Source organism: Kocuria turfanensis (assembly GCF_001580365.1).
GTDB lineage: Bacteria > Actinomycetota > Actinomycetes > Actinomycetales > Micrococcaceae > Kocuria > Kocuria turfanensis.
On sequence record NZ_CP014480.1, the window covers coordinates 2,455,239 to 2,470,115 of the forward strand.

General features: G+C 74.2%; 20 protein-coding genes. 10 read left to right on the forward strand and 10 right to left on the reverse strand.

The genetic code is table 11. From position 1 onward, the window contains the following. Nucleotides 1–92 precede the first annotated feature (92 nt). Entirely contained in the window at nt 93–323 is a 231-nt protein-coding gene (locus tag AYX06_RS11355) for a hypothetical protein (protein WP_147017775.1), read from the forward strand. A gap of 62 nt (nt 324–385) precedes the next feature. Then, the gene (locus AYX06_RS11360) at nt 386–1,003 is read left to right on the forward strand and encodes a maleylpyruvate isomerase family mycothiol-dependent enzyme (RefSeq protein ID WP_062735857.1); all 618 of its coding nucleotides are present in this window, start codon (nt 386–388) and stop codon (nt 1,001–1,003) included. 66 nt (nt 1,004–1,069) lie between these two features. Here AYX06_RS11360 and AYX06_RS19800 read toward each other — a convergent pair whose 3' ends face one another. From AYX06_RS19800 to AYX06_RS11370, 3 genes are all read right to left on the reverse strand, one after another. Next, complete coding sequence (locus AYX06_RS19800; RefSeq protein WP_157093461.1) at nt 1,070–1,234, reverse strand: hypothetical protein; 165 nt, start codon at nt 1,232–1,234, stop codon at nt 1,070–1,072. A 230-nt stretch (nt 1,235–1,464) separates the two neighbouring features. Next, entirely contained in the window at nt 1,465–1,896 is a 432-nt protein-coding gene (locus tag AYX06_RS11365) for a DUF1801 domain-containing protein (protein WP_062735858.1), read from the reverse strand. Between the two features lie 176 nt (nt 1,897–2,072). Further along, nucleotides 2,073–2,915 carry a hypothetical protein gene (locus AYX06_RS11370; protein WP_062735859.1) on the reverse strand — a complete coding sequence of 281 codons (843 nt, stop codon included), beginning with the start codon at nt 2,913–2,915 and terminating at the stop codon, nt 2,073–2,075. A gap of 549 nt (nt 2,916–3,464) precedes the next feature. Here AYX06_RS11370 and AYX06_RS11375 point away from each other — a divergent pair. Further along, nucleotides 3,465–4,817: a serine hydrolase domain-containing protein gene (locus AYX06_RS11375; RefSeq protein WP_062735860.1), complete on the forward strand. Its 1,353-nt coding sequence runs from the start codon at nt 3,465–3,467 to the stop codon at nt 4,815–4,817. Nucleotides 4,818–4,859: 42 nt separating this feature from the next. Here AYX06_RS11375 and AYX06_RS11380 read toward each other — a convergent pair whose 3' ends face one another. The 4 genes from AYX06_RS11380 to AYX06_RS11395 form a co-directional block, all read right to left on the reverse strand. Beyond that, a complete protein-coding gene (locus tag AYX06_RS11380; protein WP_232319290.1) occupies nt 4,860–5,327 on the reverse strand; it encodes an SRPBCC family protein in 468 nt (155 codons plus the stop codon). Between the two features lie 62 nt (nt 5,328–5,389). Beyond that, nucleotides 5,390–5,716 carry a GYD domain-containing protein gene (locus AYX06_RS11385; RefSeq protein WP_062735861.1) on the reverse strand — a complete coding sequence of 109 codons (327 nt, stop codon included), beginning with the start codon at nt 5,714–5,716 and terminating at the stop codon, nt 5,390–5,392. Nucleotides 5,717–5,861: 145 nt separating this feature from the next. Further along, the gene (locus AYX06_RS11390) at nt 5,862–6,581 is read right to left on the reverse strand and encodes an alpha/beta fold hydrolase (protein ID WP_062735862.1); all 720 of its coding nucleotides are present in this window, start codon (nt 6,579–6,581) and stop codon (nt 5,862–5,864) included. Nucleotides 6,582–6,656: 75 nt separating this feature from the next. Next, nucleotides 6,657–7,214, reverse strand: coding sequence for a hypothetical protein (locus AYX06_RS11395; protein ID WP_232319291.1), 558 nt, complete (start codon nt 7,212–7,214; stop codon nt 6,657–6,659). A 156-nt stretch (nt 7,215–7,370) separates the two neighbouring features. On the opposite strand from AYX06_RS11395, the gene AYX06_RS11400 reads away from it, so the two are divergent. After that, nucleotides 7,371–8,357, forward strand: a complete 987-nt coding sequence (locus AYX06_RS11400; protein ID WP_062735864.1) for a GlxA family transcriptional regulator — start codon at nt 7,371–7,373, stop codon at nt 8,355–8,357. Nucleotides 8,358–8,373: 16 nt separating this feature from the next. Here the strand turns inward: AYX06_RS11400 and AYX06_RS11405 are convergent, their stop codons facing one another. After that, nucleotides 8,374–8,955 (reverse strand): GNAT family N-acetyltransferase, encoded by a 582-nt coding sequence (locus AYX06_RS11405; RefSeq protein ID WP_198161456.1) that lies wholly within the window; start codon nt 8,953–8,955, stop codon nt 8,374–8,376. A 140-nt stretch (nt 8,956–9,095) separates the two neighbouring features. Between AYX06_RS11405 and AYX06_RS11410 the strand changes: the two genes are divergently transcribed. The 4 genes from AYX06_RS11410 (at nt 9,096) to AYX06_RS11425 (ending at nt 12,285) form a co-directional block, all read left to right on the forward strand. Then, nucleotides 9,096–9,713: a TetR/AcrR family transcriptional regulator gene (locus tag AYX06_RS11410; RefSeq protein WP_062735866.1), complete on the forward strand. Its 618-nt coding sequence runs from the start codon at nt 9,096–9,098 to the stop codon at nt 9,711–9,713. Nucleotides 9,714–9,738: 25 nt separating this feature from the next. Then, a complete protein-coding gene (locus AYX06_RS11415) occupies nt 9,739–10,464 on the forward strand; it encodes a VC0807 family protein (protein WP_062735867.1) in 726 nt (241 codons plus the stop codon). Nucleotides 10,465–10,659: 195 nt separating this feature from the next. Further along, a complete protein-coding gene (locus AYX06_RS11420; RefSeq protein ID WP_147017777.1) occupies nt 10,660–11,211 on the forward strand; it encodes a hypothetical protein in 552 nt (183 codons plus the stop codon). A gap of 36 nt (nt 11,212–11,247) precedes the next feature. Beyond that, the gene (locus tag AYX06_RS11425) at nt 11,248–12,285 is read left to right on the forward strand and encodes an FAD-dependent oxidoreductase (protein ID WP_062735868.1); all 1,038 of its coding nucleotides are present in this window, start codon (nt 11,248–11,250) and stop codon (nt 12,283–12,285) included. A gap of 54 nt (nt 12,286–12,339) precedes the next feature. On the opposite strand, the gene AYX06_RS11430 is transcribed toward AYX06_RS11425, so the two are convergent. Continuing rightward, nucleotides 12,340–12,666, reverse strand: coding sequence for a GYD domain-containing protein (locus AYX06_RS11430; protein ID WP_062735869.1), 327 nt, complete (start codon nt 12,664–12,666; stop codon nt 12,340–12,342). 359 nt (nt 12,667–13,025) lie between these two features. Here AYX06_RS11430 and AYX06_RS11435 point away from each other — a divergent pair, with 359 nt between their 5' ends. Continuing rightward, complete coding sequence (locus AYX06_RS11435; protein ID WP_062735870.1) at nt 13,026–13,259, forward strand: hypothetical protein; 234 nt, start codon at nt 13,026–13,028, stop codon at nt 13,257–13,259. Nucleotides 13,260–13,356: 97 nt separating this feature from the next. Continuing rightward, nucleotides 13,357–13,524, forward strand: coding sequence for a hypothetical protein (locus AYX06_RS19805; protein ID WP_157093462.1), 168 nt, complete (start codon nt 13,357–13,359; stop codon nt 13,522–13,524). Nucleotides 13,525–13,561: 37 nt separating this feature from the next. On the opposite strand, the gene AYX06_RS11440 is transcribed toward AYX06_RS19805, so the two are convergent. Continuing rightward, nucleotides 13,562–14,728 (reverse strand): thermonuclease family protein, encoded by a 1,167-nt coding sequence (locus AYX06_RS11440; RefSeq protein WP_062735871.1) that lies wholly within the window; start codon nt 14,726–14,728, stop codon nt 13,562–13,564. Nucleotides 14,729–14,877 lie beyond the last annotated feature (149 nt).

The following is a 14,877-nucleotide window of genomic DNA, read 5'->3' on the forward strand; positions in this document are numbered from 1 at the left end:
GCGGCCGGGACCACGCGGTCCCGGTTCCCCCGGCGGCACCCCCGGGGCGGGTCGGTCGCCGCGGCCCCGGACGCGGTCCCTAGGGTGGAGGAATGAACGCCGGGAAGACGCCGCAGCCTGCCGGTTCGCCCATGGAGCAGCTGCTGGCGGCCGTGTGCCTGGGCGGGCTCCTGCCGCTGCTGTCGTGGCTGCTGGACAGCTACCTGGTGGCGCTCGTCTGCTCGCTGGCGCTGAGCTTCGTGATCTCCGGCCTGCTGCGGCAGCGCGCGCTCCTGCGCCGCGGCTCCGACCGGCACAGCGATCCGGAGCATCCCACGACGTAGTGCGGGCGCGGCGCCGAACGGCCTCGTCCGGTGGCGACCCGACGGAGAGCGGAGGAGACCGCATGACCGAGATCTGGCCCGTGGTGCACGCCGAGCGTCAGTCGCTGGCCCAGGACCTGGAGCACCTGGCCCTGCCGCAGTGGGCCACCCCGTCGTTGTGCCCCGGCTGGGACGTCCACGACGTCCTGGCGCACCTCGTCGACGACGCGAGCACGACGCGGCTCAGCTTCCTGTGCCGTCTCGCCGCCGCCGGCTTCGACTTCGACCGCTGCAACGCCCGGGGGATCGCCCGGGAGCGCCGGGCCGATCCGCGCGCGACCCTGGCCGCCTTCCGCGCGGTCAGCGGCCGGACGACGAGCGCCCCGGCACCGCCGGCCACCCGGCTGGTCGAGGCGTTCGTGCACGGAGAGGACATCCGGCGGCCCCTCGGCCTCCAGCGCGCCTATCCGCCCGCGCCCGTCGTCGAGGCCCTGCGCCACCAGCTGCGGACCAGTGTGCGGATCGGGGGTGGCAAGGAGCGCGCGCAGGAGGTGCGCGTCGTGGCCACCGACGCCGGGCTCGCGTCCGGCACGGGCCCGGAGGTGCGCGGCCCCGCCGTCGCCCTGCTGCTGGCGGTGTCCGGGCGCGCGGTCGGGCCGGGGGAGCTCACCGGCCCGGGTGCCGCGGCCCTCCGCCGCTGAGCGCCGCGTGCTCGTCCTGGCTGCCCGCCCGGTGCGCGGTTGCCACCGGCCCGGGCGGCCGTGGGGTCAGCTCCGGCGCAGCGGGCGCTCCAGGATGCCGGTGGAGACCGCCACCAGGACGGCGCCCGCGAACAGCAGCGCGGCCCACCCGTACGCCTGGGCCCCGACGGCCAGCACCGCGCCGTTGGCGATGAACAGTGCCACGGCCACCACCGTCAGCCACTGCGCCACCTGGTCTTCCCGCACTTCCCGAACCCCCGCCACTGCATTCCCCTTCGCCGTCGTCTCCGCGGCTGCGACCGCAGCCCGATTGCCCCCAAGTTAGGTGCCGAACGGGTTATATGTCTTTGGACTTAAGTCCAGAGCTCCGGGCGCCCCCGGAAACATCGGGCCTGGTCAGCGGCAACACTTGAACATGACGAAAGATTGCTCCACGGCTTCGGTGACGCGTCGGTCCCGCCTCAGTCCGAGGAAGCGCCGTCGCGGGCACGCTGACCGAAGATCCCGCGGGTCACGGCGCGGTACGAGGCGGCGACGACGTCCTCCAGCACACCGAGGTCGATGGTGTCGAGGTCCTTGAGGTAGAGGCACCCGACGCCCGTCGTGTGGGGGCCCAGCCGAGCCAGCTCATCGGGGTAGGCGCCCACGCCGTCGAACAGGTAGACGGTGGTGGTGGCCCTGCGCGGGGCGAAGCTCGCAGCCGGGGCGTCACCCTCGTGGCCGCTGGCGTAGCGGTAGTGGTACTCGCCGAAGCCGATGATCGTGCCCCACATGGTGGGGGTCTCTCCGGTGGCGCGGGCGAACAGCGGGAGCAGCCGCTCGGCGTCGGCCCGGCGTTTCCGGGGCGTGACGCCTTCGAGGAACTCCTCGACCGGCTGGGGTGTCTTCTCCACGGAGGTCTCCTCGACAGGGGGCGGTGCGGGGCCGGGTGCCCCGGGCCGGCAGCGTCACCGGTTCCAGGGCCACCGTACGCCGCGGGGCGGACGACGACAGGGGCGCGGACGGGGACAGGGGCGGCAGACGTGGTCACCACGTCCGCCGCCCCTGTGCTCCGGGTGCCGGGTCCTGCCTACGGTGCGGCGGGGGCCGCTCCGGGGCCGGTGCCGGTGGCGCCCTGCTGGGCCGCCCCGGGGTCGAGCTGGCCGGCGTCGGCGCCCGTCTGGCCACCGTCCAGCGGCTGGCTGCCCGTTCCGGCGGCCGCGTCGCCGGACGTGGTCGTGCCGTCGCCGGTCACGGCCCCGCTGGTCGGGGCGGTCTCACCGGGCACGAGCTCGCCCGTGGTGGGGGCGGTGGTCGGCGCCTGCGCCGGGTCGGCGCCCTCGGCCGGGGCGAGCTCGCCGGTGCCCGGCGCCTGCTCGTCGGCCGGGGCGGGAGTGGTCGCGCTGCGCACGGCCACGGACTCGGAGCCCGTCACGGTGCGCTGGATCGTGCCCGTGCCACCGGAGAGTTCGGTGCCGGTCAGCGCCTGGATGCCGAAGACCGCGGCGACCGCCAGCCCGATGATCGCCCCGGTGCTCAGGAGCACCTGCTTCAGCGGCAGCCGGAAGCGCGGCCCGGGGGCCTCGTCGGTCACGGCGCTGCTGCCGTGGGTCTCGGGGATCCGCAGGCCGTCGCGGGGGAGGATGCGCGTGGTCACCACGGTGCGGACCTTCGACAGGCCCTGTCGGCTGCGCTCGAGCGAGGTGGAGTAGACGACCACGGCGATGCCGGAGACGATGCTCGTGAGGGCGGCGCCGAGGACGGTGCCGACGACGCTGAGGTGACCACCGATCACGGACATGGTCGCGGCGGTGGCGGCGCCGGCGAGCAGGCCCGGGATGTTCAGGGCCGGGCTCTTCTTCTCGGGCTTCTCGTCCGTGGAGGTCTGCTCGTCGGTGGGTGCGGTGCTGGTCTGGGTTTTTTCGAGGGTCATGCTGATGTCCTGGTCCGGTCGCGGGTTGGGGGCCGGATCCCCGCGACGTCGCTCGGGTCGGCCGCATCCATTATCCGGGTTGACCTGGGAGAACACACCACGAGTGGGCATCGTCACACCCTGACGGCGGTCCGGGCGCAACGTGGCGTCACAGCGCCTGGTCGGCGCGGAGCCCGACGGCGACCGCGGTGGGGCTGTCGGCGACCGGTGGCGCCGTCGAGCCCGCCGAGGCCGTCGGGTGCGTCATCTTCCGATGTCGGGTAACGATCCGGGACGGGGCCAGGGGGTGGTCCCGGAGGCGGTCCTACGCTGGACGGAGCGGTCCGCCCGGGGTCGGTCCCGGGCCGGGGCGCATGATCCGCGGGGTCCGGCACCGGCCCGCCCTGCCCTCGATCCCGGTGTCCGTGCGGGCGACCAGGAGCTGCCGTCGCCGTGGTGCGCGCTGCAGGGGTCGACATCGTCGCCCACGACGACAGAGCCCGAAGCACCGCCGCCAGGGCGGAGAGTCCGCGCAGACGGCGTGCTCCGCCGACCGGGAAGAGAACGCAGATGTCATCACCCACCCGATCCACACGCCGCCCGTTCGCCGCCGCCGTGGCGGCGGCGCTGCTCCTCGGGGCCGGCGGCGCCGGCGGCGTTCCGTCGGCCGCCACAGGACCCGCCGCAGGGCCCGCCGCAGGGCCCGCCGCAGGGCCCGCCGCAGGGCCCGCCGCAGGGCCCGCGCCCTCCGTCCCGGCGGCCTGCGTTCCCGACGTCGACCGCGTCGTCAGCGCCGATCCGTCCCCGCAGACGGCGGAGCCGCTGCCGCAGGAGCTCACCGCGAGGCTGGACGCCGCCGCCCGGCGATCCTTCGCACAGGCCTCCGCCCCCGGCGCGGTCGTCGGGGTCGCCTCCCCGGAGGGGACCTGGACGCAGGCCTACGGGGTGGCCGACCCGGCGACCGGGGAACCCATGGACGTCGACGTGCACACCCGCATCGGCTCGGTCACCAAGACCTTCACCGCCACCCTGGTGCTGCAGCTGGCCGAGGAGGGCGAACTCTCCCTGGACGACCCCATCGGGGACTACGTCGAGGGCATCCCCCACGGGGACCGGATCACGCTGCGCCAGCTCGCGGACATGACCAGCGGCATCGCCAGCTACACCCGCAACGAGGAGTTCCTGAAGACGTTCTCCGCGGCCCCGGACACGGTCTACACGCCCGAGGAGCTCGTCGCCCTCGGTGTCGCGGAGTCGCCGCTGTTCGCCCCCGGGGAGCAGTTCGACTACTCGAACACCAACTACATCCTGCTGGGCCTGGTCGTCGAGCAGGTCACCGGACGCCCGGTCGGGGAGCTGATGGAGGAGCGCATCTTCGACCCGCTGGGGCTCGACGAGACCGTCTGGCCCGGCGCCTCCACCGCGCTGCCCGAGCCCTTCGCCCGGGGCTTCACCCTGCAGGGCGACGCCGCCACCCCAGAGGTCCCGGCCGATGCCACCCACTGGAGCCCCACCTGGGCCTTCACCGCCGGGAACCTGATCTCGGACATGGACGACCTGCTGACCTACGGCCGGGCCCTGGGCACCGGACAGGGTCTGCTGGAGGCCGAGAGCCAGAGAGAACGTCTCACGTCCTTCTCACCGCCGGAACGAGGCTACGGACTGGGCGTCGGGTGCATCGACGGCTGGGTGGGGCACACCGGGGAGCTGCCCGGCTACAACACCACCGTCTACTACGACACCACCACCGACACCACCGTGGTCGTGCAGGTCAACAGCGACATCGCCTCCGGGGACTGCCCCGAGTCCCCGGTGCTGGCCGACGACCCGAGGACGCTGCCGTGCTCGGCACCCGCCACCCGCATCTTCGCCGAGCTCTCCACCGCCCTGGGCCACACCTTCACGCCCAACCCGCAGCAGTGACCACGGCGAGGTGCGGACCGCGCGCCGGCATCCGGGACAGCCCTACGACGACGACGGCGCCGTCCCGGCCTCGACCAGTCGCTTGAGCCGCCGCAGGCTCTCGCGCAGCCCCTCGCGCATCGTGGTCATCCGGTCCGGGTCCCGGCCCAGGGTGCCGATGATGAACCAGCCGATCCGGCCGATCGGGCGGGCCACCTCGTAGGACTCCGTGACCCGGGTGCCGGCGCCCTCGGGCTCGAAGCGGTAGCGCCACACGATCGTGCCGGCGAATTTCTCGGTGCGCGCGAAGGCGAACTCCCGGCCGGGCTCGGCGGCCATCACGATCGGGGTGTTGTGCCAGGAGAAGCGGGAGTCCTCCGGGGCCCGGTTGCGGGCCCGGAAGCGGGCCCCGACGTGCGGGCCGCCGTCGTCGAGCCAGACCACCTCGTCGACCTCGGGACTGTACTCGGGGGTGCGGGTGACGTCGGCGACGACGTCGTAGACCGCCTGCGGCGGCGCCTCGATGTGCACGGACTCCTCGGCACGGCCCAGGGTCTGAATGGTGGTCCTCCGTGGTGCGACGGTGTGGCGGATCAGGTGCCGGGCGGCCGGTAGTCGACCTGCGCGGCCCGGCGCAGGGCGTCCAGGGTGTCCTCGACGCTCATCAGGACGGTCGTCTCCCACGAGCTCATGGCCCCGCCCCCGTTGATGGCCAGGGCCAGTGCGGCCATCGAGACGTTGTCGGGCGCCTCCCACAGGAGGTAGCCGTCGTGCGCGCCGAAGGCGTACCAGAAGCCGTGCAGCGTGCCCCCGACCGAGGCGATGTTGGTCCGCGCGGCCTCCCGGCGGTCCTCCGGATGGGCGATGAGCCGGGCCCAGGTCTGCGGGGTGTACGTGAACTTCGACAGATACAGCGGCATCGTCCCGTCCTTCCGGTGTCCCGGTGGAGACGCGGCTCCACCCAGGGGAGTGGGACGACCGTAGGCGCCCGGCGAAGGCGCGTCCAAGGGCGGCGGCCGGATCGTCGCCGGCCCGTGACTCTGCGCGCCTTCGTGTCGGCGGGACTCAGCGCGGCGGGCGAGCATCCGGCGCCGCGGGCCCGAGGGCCCGGCGGTAGGACACCAGCCGGTCGGCCAGTTCTGCGGGATGGCCCAGCATCGGGCAGTGGTCGCCGGGCATCACGTCCGGCTCCAGGCGGAGCCGGTCCCGGCTGACGCGCCGCATGAACTCCAGCGGCAGGAACCGGTCGTCGCGGCTCAGCAGGACCCGGGTGGGCACCGCCGGCCAGGCGGGCAGCGGCCACGGCGTGCCGAACGGCGTGGCCGACTGCTCCCGTTGGTGATCCAGGAGCTCCCGGGCGAGCTCCGCCGGGGTGTCGTGCAGCATGAGCTCGAGCGGATCGACCGGTGCTGTGGGGTCCCGGCCGTCGAGGACGTCCTGCCGCTGTCGCGCCGCGGCGTGACCGGTGTGCTCCCACCAGTCACCGGGAACCTCGCCGGGGGCCGGGATCTGCGCCTGGAGCAGCACGAGCAGATCGGCCGTGATCCGCTCCGCCACGAGCGGTGCGGTGAAGCCGCCGAAGGAGTGGCCGACCACCACGACGTCCTGCCGGCCGCCCACCGCCGCGACCACGGTCGCGGCGTAGTCGGACAGCCCCGCGTCGTCGTCGTCGACCGGCAGGTCCACGGCGACGACGTCGTGGCCGCGCCCCCGGAGCTCGGCGGCCACCGGACGCCAGTACCAGGAGTCGACCGCCGCGGCGTGGACCAGGGTGAAGGTGACCATGTCGAACGTCCTTCCGATTGAGGGTGGATGAGGAGGCCCGGGCCACCGGCGGGGTCTGGGCCGCGGGCGGTCGGATCAGGCGAGGGCGAGCACGAGCACCCCGACCCCGAGGGTGAGGTCCAGGGCCGCGCACCACTCGGCCAGCGACCGCGACACCACGGCGTGGCGACGCCAGTGCGCGACGTCCCACACCGCGTGACCGATCAGGCCCACGGCGATCAGCACGCGCCCGCCCTCCGGGGAGAGCCACAGCGCACCGAGGCCGAGCGCCATGAAACCGACGGCGGCGAACGGCTGCCAGCGCCAGGGCCCGGGTCGCGAGAACGTTCCCCGGACCGCGCCGACGGTGATGGCGCCCACCGCGACCGCGGTCATCGCGGCCAGCTCGACGACCGGCCCCGACGAGAGGAGCCGGGCGGTGACCACGACGACGACCAGGACGCCGAGCACCGGCCAGGACCAGCGGGGACGGACGAGCGCGGCGATCACCACGTACGCCGTCGTCGCGAGCACCAGCACCAGGAGCACGGCCGTGATGCTGTTCGGATCGTCCGTGACGAGGTTGAACGCGGCGAACGCCAGGCCGAGGAGCGCGGGCCACCGTCGTGCGAGCGCCCGGACGAATCGAGGCACCGGCGATGTCGACGCCGGGAACGAGAGGGTTGCGGACGGGGAACGCTGAGTCATGCCACGACGGTAGGTCCGGCCGGACGTCACTCTCCGGGCTCTTCCTCCGCTGCGTCCGGAATCCTGGGATACTCGTCCCACCGATGCTGACGGGAGACCCCGATGGCCGATCGTTCCACGGCGGTGCTCGCCTACGAGGGGGCGGAGCTGCTCGACATCGCCTGCATCACCACACCCTTGTCGCTGGCCAATCTCATCGGCCGGTTGCCCGATCCCTACCGGGTGCAGGTGCTGAGCCTGCACGGGGCTCCGATCCGCTGCCAGACGGGCCTGACGCTGCAGGCCGACGGGGCGCTGGAGCGCGTCCTCGGACCGGTCGACACCGTGATCGTCGCCGGTGGTGTCGGCCACCGCCGGGCCGCCGAGACCGAGCCCCTCCTGCGGCACGTGCGGCGCCTGGCGGCCACGAGCCGGCGGGTGGCCTCCGTGTGCACCGGCGCCAGCGTCCTGGCCGCCGCTGGTCTGCTCGACGGGCGGCGGGCCACCACGCACTGGTACTTCGCCGCCGACCTCGCCCGCCGCTATCCGCAGGTCACGGTGGACCCGGACCCGATCTACATCCGGGACGGGCGGATCGCGACGGCGGCCGGGGTCACCAGTGCCCTGGACCTGACCCTGTCCTTCATCGAGGAGGACCACGGGGTGCCGCTGGCCCGCCAGGTGGCCCGCAATCTCGTGACCTACCTGCAGCGGCCGGGCAACCAGGCGCAGATGAGCCTGTTCACCGGCGTGTCCGGGGAGGGCAACGACGTGGTGCAGGCAGCGATCGGGTTCATCACCACCCATCTGGACGAGGACCTGTCCACCGCCGCCGTGGCCGCTCACGTCGGGGTCAGCCCCCGCCACCTCACCCGGCTCTTCGACGCGCACCTGGGCCGGCCACCGGCCCGCTTCGTGCGGCAGGCCAGAAACGATGCCGCCGCCCGGCTGCTGGAGTCCAGTGCGCTGCCGGTCGCGGCGATCGCCCAGCGGTGCGGGTTCGGCTCCGCCGAGGCGCTGCGGCAGAGCTTCGTGAGCCAGTACGCGCTCTCGCCCACCGAGTACCGCGCCCGCTTCACCCGCCCGTCCCGTCCGGTGCCCGCGATCTGATCCTTCCGGGCGCCGGTCAGCGCAGCGACCGGCGCATGAGGACGCGGGGGAAGCCGTTCAGCGTCGAGGTCGTGTCGGCGGCCCAGGCGAAGCCGGCGCGCTCGAACATGGCGCGGGTGCCGACGTAGGCCATCGTGGTGTCGACCTTCCGGTCCCCGTTGTCGACCGGATAGCCCTCGATCGCCGGCGCGCCGTGGCCGCGGGCGTGCTCCACGGCGCCGTCGAGCAGGGCGCGGGCCACACCCCGGCCGCGCCGGCCACCGCGCACCCGGAAGCACCACACGGTCCAGACCGGGAGGTCGTCGACGTGGGGGATCGTCCTGCTGCGGCTGAAGGCGTGCAGCTCGGCCCGCGGGGCGACGCCGCACCAGCCGACCACGGTGTCCCCGTCGTAGGCGAGGATGCCGGGCGGGATCGGCCGGGCGCACAGCTCCTGCACCTTCCGGGCCCGCTCCCGGGCGCTGAGGGCGCGGTTCTCCCGGGACGGCAGCCGGTAGGTGAGGCACCAGCACACCGTCGAGTCGGGGTTCCGGGGGCCGAGGACGGTGGCGACGTCGTCGAACCGCTCGCTCGTGGCCGGCCGGATGGTGAACGGGATGGTGTCCATGGGCCATTCTCGCGCGGGCGGGGGCCGCGAGGCTCCGGGAGCGGGAAGAAGTCGATCCCGCCGTGCCGGTGTGGCCGGATCGTGATCTGCGGCCTCTGGTCGGTCTTGACCGGGCGTACAAGAATTTGACCATGCGGTCAGACACGGAGCGGGACGGGGCGGGGACGTTCACGGAGCGGGCCCGGCGTGAGCAGATCCTGGCGTGCGCGGTCGGAGCGATCGCGGAGCTGGGCTACGCCCGGGCCTCGCTGGCGGAGATCGCCCGCCGGGCGGGGGTCAGCAAGGGCGTGGTCTCCTACTACTTCCCGGGCAAGGAGCGGCTGCTCGAGCAGGCCGTGGCCGACGTCTACACCCGGGCCGGGGCGGCCATCGCCGCGGCGACCGCCGGGCGCACCGGAGCCGCGTTCCTGCGGGCCTATCTCGAGGCCAACCTCGGCTTCCTGGCCGACCACCCGGCGGACATCCGGGCGGTGACCGAGATCGTGATGAACCTGCGCGGGCCGGACGGCGCGCCCCGGTTCGCCCCGACCGGGGAGGACCCCGTGCTGGGCCACCTGGAGCAGATGCTGCGGGACGGCCAGCAGGCCGGGGAGTTCCGCGACTTCGACGCCCGCAGCATGGCCGTGCTGCTGCGCGGGGCCGTGGACACCGCCTCGGGACGGCTGGTCACCGACCCCGGCTTCGACCTCGCGGCCTACACCCGGGAGCTCGTGGCCACGGCCGAGCTCGCCACCCGCAGAGCGCGCTGAGCGCACCGTCCCCGAGGAGGACGCCATGAGCAGTCCACGCTTTTCGGCCCCCGACGACGCGCCCGAGGACGCCCCCGACGACGCCCCCGACGGCGCCCCCGACGGCCCCGCCGCGGCCCCGCGCCGGTGCGGCGGTGCCGCCGGGTGGCTGGGGGTGGACCTGGTGCTGCCCTTCGCCCTCTACTACGGGTCCCGGCTGGCCGGGGCGGACGCGTGGACGGCCCTCATGCTCGGCGCCGTCGGGCCCCTGGTGCGGGTGGTGGTCACGGCCGTGCGGGCCCGTCGGCTGGAGCGGCTGGGCCTGTTCACGCTCACCGTGCTCGCCGTGGGCACCGTCGTCGGACTGCTCAGCCCCGACCCGCGCCTGCTGCTGGCGCGGGAGAGCTGGCTGACCGCTCTGGTGGGCGGATGGATCCTGGCGTCCCTGCTGGGGGAGAGGCCGGTGCTCTACGAGGCCACGCTGCGCCTGATGCCCGCCGAGGCCGCCGAGGGATGGCGCCGGGACTGGGAGACCAGCCCCGGCTTCCGCCGGCTGCTGCGCCGGATGACCGCCGCCTTCGGCGCGGCCTTCCTGCTCGACGCCGCGGCCCGGGTGGTGATGGCCTACACGCTGCCCGTCGACGTGGTGCCCGCGGCCAGCGTCGGGCTCCTCGTGCTGCTGCTCGTGGCCGTGGTCCAGGGCGGGAAGGCCTACGGCCGGCGCCACCTGGGTCCCGGCACGGGCCAGGGCGTGCCCGGCGACCGGGTCTGAGATCGCAGCCGCCCGTCGCCCTCTGCCCGTCGTCCGCCGGCCGTCCCGAGGCGACGGGCCGCGTCGCCTCCGGGGGATCCGGAGGTCCGCCGCTGGGCGACGCCGGTGCCGCTTCCCGCCCGATGTTCGCGGAGGCGGCGCTCCGTAGCGTCGAGGTCAGCTCGACCTGACCTCCGCTCGTGAAAGGAGCACTCCGTGCACGCCCTGCGCCGCCTGGCCCTGCCCGTCCTCGTCGTCCACCTGTGGGTGACGATGACCCTGTTCGGGGCCATCGTCCTGGAGACGTTCATGGTCTACCCCAACGTCTTCGCCGATCCGCCGGCGTCCCTGGAACTGACGATGGAGTTCCTCGCCGTCAGCGGTCCGTCCGACTTCTTCCCGCCCCTCGGCTTCGCCGCCTGGGTCCTGGGCGCGGCCGCCCTCGTCCTGAACTGGCGGCTGCCCGCCGTCCGCTGGTGGGTGCTGCTGAGCCTGGCCATGTTCGTGGCCGAAGGCGTGGTCTCGATGCTCTACTTCTGGCCGCGCAACGACATCATGTTCGTCGAGGGCACCGCCGTGCACTCCGCCGAGCACCTGCGCCAGGTCGCCGCCGAGTTCGCGACCTGGCACGGCCGCTCCCGGATGGTCTTCAACACGGTCGCGGCCGTGGCCGCCTTCACCGCGTGCGCCACGGCCTACCGCCACCGGATCCTCGCGTCGGCGGCGGCCGGGGAGCGCCGCCCGCAGACATCGTCGGCCCGGGCGTAGACACTGGACAGGACACCACCGATCGGAGGAGACGCCGTGCAGGGGTCAGCCGTCGTCCTCGGGGCCGGCATCGCCGGCCTCGCCACCGCCCGCGGGCTGCTCCGCGCGGGCTGGACCGTCCACGTGCTCGAGCGCTCGCCGGGCCTGCCGGGCACCGGCACGGCCCTGGGCATGTGGCCCGAGGCCATGCACGCCCTGGACCGGCTGGGGGTGGGGGACGAGGTCCGGGCGACCTCCGTGGAGCAGCGCGGCGGGCGGCTCCTCCGGCCGGACGGCACCGTGATCGCCCGCCTGGACCTCGGCCGCCCGGTCCGGCTGGTGCCCCGGCCCGCCCTGCTGAAAGCACTGGCCGCGGCGATTCCGCCGGGAGTCATCGCGTGGAGCACCCCGGTCACGGATCACGGTGAGCTGCCCGCGGCCGACGTCGTCGTCGCCGCCGAGGGCGTCCACAGCCCCACCCGCACCGCCCTGTTCGGCACCGCCCCGCGGGCGCTGGGCACCGTTGCCTTCCGCGGCACCGTGCCCGGTCCGGCGGACGGGGTCACGGAGACCTGGGGGCCCGGGCGGCTCTTCGGCATCACCCCGCACGATGCCGGGAACACCAACTGGTTCGCGAGCATCCGCGCCGACCTCCTGCCCCCGGAAACGTCTCCGCGCAGCGCCGTCCAGCTGCTCCGTGAGCTCTACGGGGACTGGCACGCGGAGGTGCGGCGCGTGCTCGACGCCCTCGAGGACACCCCGATCGACCGGCGCACGCTGCTCGACGTCGCCCCACCGCCCTCCTACGTCAGCGGACGGACCGCCCTCCTCGGCGACGCCGCCCACGGCATGGCACCGAATCTCGGCCGGGGCGCCTGCGAGGCTCTCCTGGACGCCACGGCCCTCGTCGAGGCGCTGACCGCGGCACCGGACGTGGCCGGCGCCCTGCGCCGGTACGACGACGCCCGCCGCCGGCCGGCCACCCGCACCGTGCGCCTGGCACGCCTGGCCAACACCGTGAGCACCGCGCAGCACTTCCTGCCCGTCCGCAACACGGTCATGGCCGCGGCGTCGGGCCTGAGCCGGCTGGGGTAGCTGCGGCAGACCGGCCCTGCGGGCGACCGCCTGGACGGCCTGCACCGGGCCGAATCAGGTGCCGGGCGGCCGGTACTGGACCTGCTGGGCCCGGCGCAGGGCGTCCAGCGTCTCCTCGACGCTCATCAAAACCGTGGTCTCCAGCGAGCTGAGCGCCCCGCCTCCGCCGATGGCGAGGGCCACCGCGGCCATGGACACGTTGTCCGGTGCTTCCCAGAGGTTGTACCCGTCGTGCTCGCCGAAGGCGTACCAGAATCCGTGCAGCGTTCCGCCGACCGGTTCGATGTAGGCCCGGGCGGCCTCGCGGCGGTCCTCCGGGTGCTGGATCATCCGGGCCCAGGTCTCCGGGGTGTAGCTGAACTTCGACAGATAGAGCGGCATCGTCTCGTCCTTCCGGTGCCCGAGGACGTCCTGGTGGCTGTTCCGCCGGATACCTCGAGTGCGGTTGCCCTGACCGTAGGCACCCGGCGGGAGCCGGCCCAGGGGCATCGACCGGATCGTGGCCGGCCCGTGACTCATGACGTCTGCGTGTCGGAGTCGCACATCGTGAGCTCCGTCGGTCGTCGGCCTCTCGTGAAACGACCTCGGAGACGACCGGCCGGGCTGCTCTCGACGAGGGGAGTGGGGCCACTGCCGTCCGCGCAAGAGGGGACGTCCTCCCGGTCTTCTTCACCGGGAAACATGCCGCTGACGTGGGACGATACTGGTCAACTCCCGTTTCCCCACGTCAGGAGATCCCCGTGGAAATCATCCCTGAGGGCCGGCCCCTCCATGTGCTGGCCGTCCTGCTCGGCATGCTGCTGGGCGTCAAGGCCCCGCCCGAGTCTCGGCGCTCGCTCGCCGGGTGGACGCTGGCCGCGGTCGCCGCCACTGCCTACGCGGCTCTGGTTGCACGGGACCGGGACCGCAACGCCCAGTGGTGGCTGGCGCGCACAGCGTATGACCGTGAGGGTGTTTCGTGCCGGTGCTGCTGACGCCTCCCGACTCCATGCTGGTCCACGCCGAAGGTGAGCCCGGAGGCTCGCTCTCCCGCGAGTGTGGGCTGCCCGGCCCAAAGGCGGCCGAGGCCGGATGGAGCCATCACCGGGGCTGGTGCTGATCGGCCCGAAGCAGATGGCGGTCAAGCAGCGTCCGGCCAATGTCACCGACGGCGAGCTGCTGCAGCAGACCCAGGGCCGGCGAGACCGACCCCGGGCGGGGGCCCGGTTCGGTGCCCGGCGCCTTGGCGCGCTCCGGTGAGCCGCTGCGCCGGCCATGGCTTCCTCTGCCGGTGGACTCAGCAGGGCTTGAAGAACTTCCCGCCCGGCGCGTAGCAGCGCGGTCCCGTGTAGCCGGGAATGTCCGCGGAGTACCCGGGCGGTGCCTGGTTGACGATGTTGGCCCCCGGGTTCGGGTCGGGCTTCGGCGCGGGAGCGGGCGCCGGTGCCGGTGCCGGGGCGGGTGCGGGCGCCGGTGCGGGCACCACCGCTCGGCGCGCGGCGTCGGCCGCCGCCTGCCGGGCCGCCTCCGCCTGGCGCGCCAGCTCGTCCTGCTGGGCCGCCGCGGCCTGGCGCGCCGCCTCGGCCTGACGATCGGCCTCCGCCTGCCGGGCCGCTTCGGTCTCCGCCTGGCGGCGCTGCTCCTCGGCCTCCGCTGCGCGGCGCTGCTCGGCGGCGCGCTCCTGGAGCGCGCCGACGTCTGCCCGGACGCCCGAGAGCTTGCCCTTCAGCGACGGCAGCCCGACCAGGTGGCGCACGTGCGGGTGCGTGTCCCCGTCGACCGCGTCCAGAGCGGCCAGGAACGCGGCGGCGGTCGCGACCTCCCCGGCGGCGTCGGCGAGATCCGCCGGTGCGGCGTCGGCGAGCGCGTCCGTCGCCTGCTGCAGCTGCGCCGGGAGGGTGCAGCCGTGGGCGGGGTCGAGCAGGCCGGCCTGCTGCTGCTCGGCCTCGGCGAAGGCCTCCTCCACGGGCGGCAGGAACCGGTCGTTCGGGGCGATGTAGAGCGGAGTGCCCAGGCCCTGACGGGCGATCTCGGCGTTCACCAGCGTCCCGTCCTCCCGGAACACACCGGCGAGGGTGCGGCCGTAGGAGTCGGTGCGCTCCTGGTCGTACTCGAGACCGACCACGGTGCCCGGCGGCAGGAGCTCCTCCAGCAGCGCGGTCGCCTCCGGGCCGAGGCACTCGACGACCTCGTTCGGGTCCTTGGTCTCCGGGGTGTCGATGTTGAGCAGCCGCACGCGCACCACCTCGCCGCCCAGCTGCACGTCGACGGTGTCTCCGTCGATCACCCGCTCCACCACGGCGCGCTCGCCGCGCAGCTCCGTGGCGGCGGAGGTCGCGGTCGAGGAGGTGTTCGACGACGACGGCGCCGCGTCGCTGGAGGCCGCCGTCCCGCCGCAGCCGGTCAGGAGCAGGAGGACGAGCGCGGAGGCGCCCAGGCGGGAAGAGGCCGGGGGGAACGTCATGGGGGTCCTGTCAGGAAGCCGTCAGTACCTCTTCAGCTTATGGATGCAAATGCAATCACCGCGGAAGGAGCTGTCCCCAGTTCGGGGGCGTGCCGTTTCACGCAGTGGCACCGAGGGGCCCGCTCCATGCAGGTGCGTCACAATGCGGC

Excerpts from the sequence above, each read along its gene's own strand:
- AYX06_RS11400 (WP_062735864.1), top strand. The coding sequence starts at position 7,371 with ATGGCCGATCGTTCCACGGCGGTGCTCGCCTACGAGGGGGCGGAGCTG.
- AYX06_RS11430 (WP_062735869.1), bottom strand. The coding sequence starts at position 12,666 with ATGCCGCTCTATCTGTCGAAGTTCAGCTACACCCCGGAGACCTGGGCC.
- AYX06_RS11410 (WP_062735866.1), top strand. The coding sequence starts at position 9,096 with ATGCGGTCAGACACGGAGCGGGACGGGGCGGGGACGTTCACGGAGCGG.
- AYX06_RS11385 (WP_062735861.1), bottom strand. The coding sequence starts at position 5,716 with ATGCCGCTGTATCTGTCGAAGTTCACGTACACCCCGCAGACCTGGGCC.
- AYX06_RS11360 (WP_062735857.1), top strand. The coding sequence starts at position 386 with ATGACCGAGATCTGGCCCGTGGTGCACGCCGAGCGTCAGTCGCTGGCC.
- AYX06_RS11415 (WP_062735867.1), top strand. The coding sequence starts at position 9,739 with ATGAGCAGTCCACGCTTTTCGGCCCCCGACGACGCGCCCGAGGACGCC.
- AYX06_RS11440 (WP_062735871.1), bottom strand. The coding sequence starts at position 14,728 with ATGACGTTCCCCCCGGCCTCTTCCCGCCTGGGCGCCTCCGCGCTCGTC.
- AYX06_RS19805 (WP_157093462.1), top strand. The coding sequence starts at position 13,357 with ATGGAGCCATCACCGGGGCTGGTGCTGATCGGCCCGAAGCAGATGGCG.
- AYX06_RS11370 (WP_062735859.1), bottom strand. The coding sequence starts at position 2,915 with ATGACCCTCGAAAAAACCCAGACCAGCACCGCACCCACCGACGAGCAG.
- AYX06_RS11375 (WP_062735860.1), top strand. The coding sequence starts at position 3,465 with ATGTCATCACCCACCCGATCCACACGCCGCCCGTTCGCCGCCGCCGTG.
- AYX06_RS11390 (WP_062735862.1), bottom strand. The coding sequence starts at position 6,581 with ATGGTCACCTTCACCCTGGTCCACGCCGCGGCGGTCGACTCCTGGTAC.
- AYX06_RS11355 (WP_147017775.1), top strand. The coding sequence starts at position 93 with ATGAACGCCGGGAAGACGCCGCAGCCTGCCGGTTCGCCCATGGAGCAG.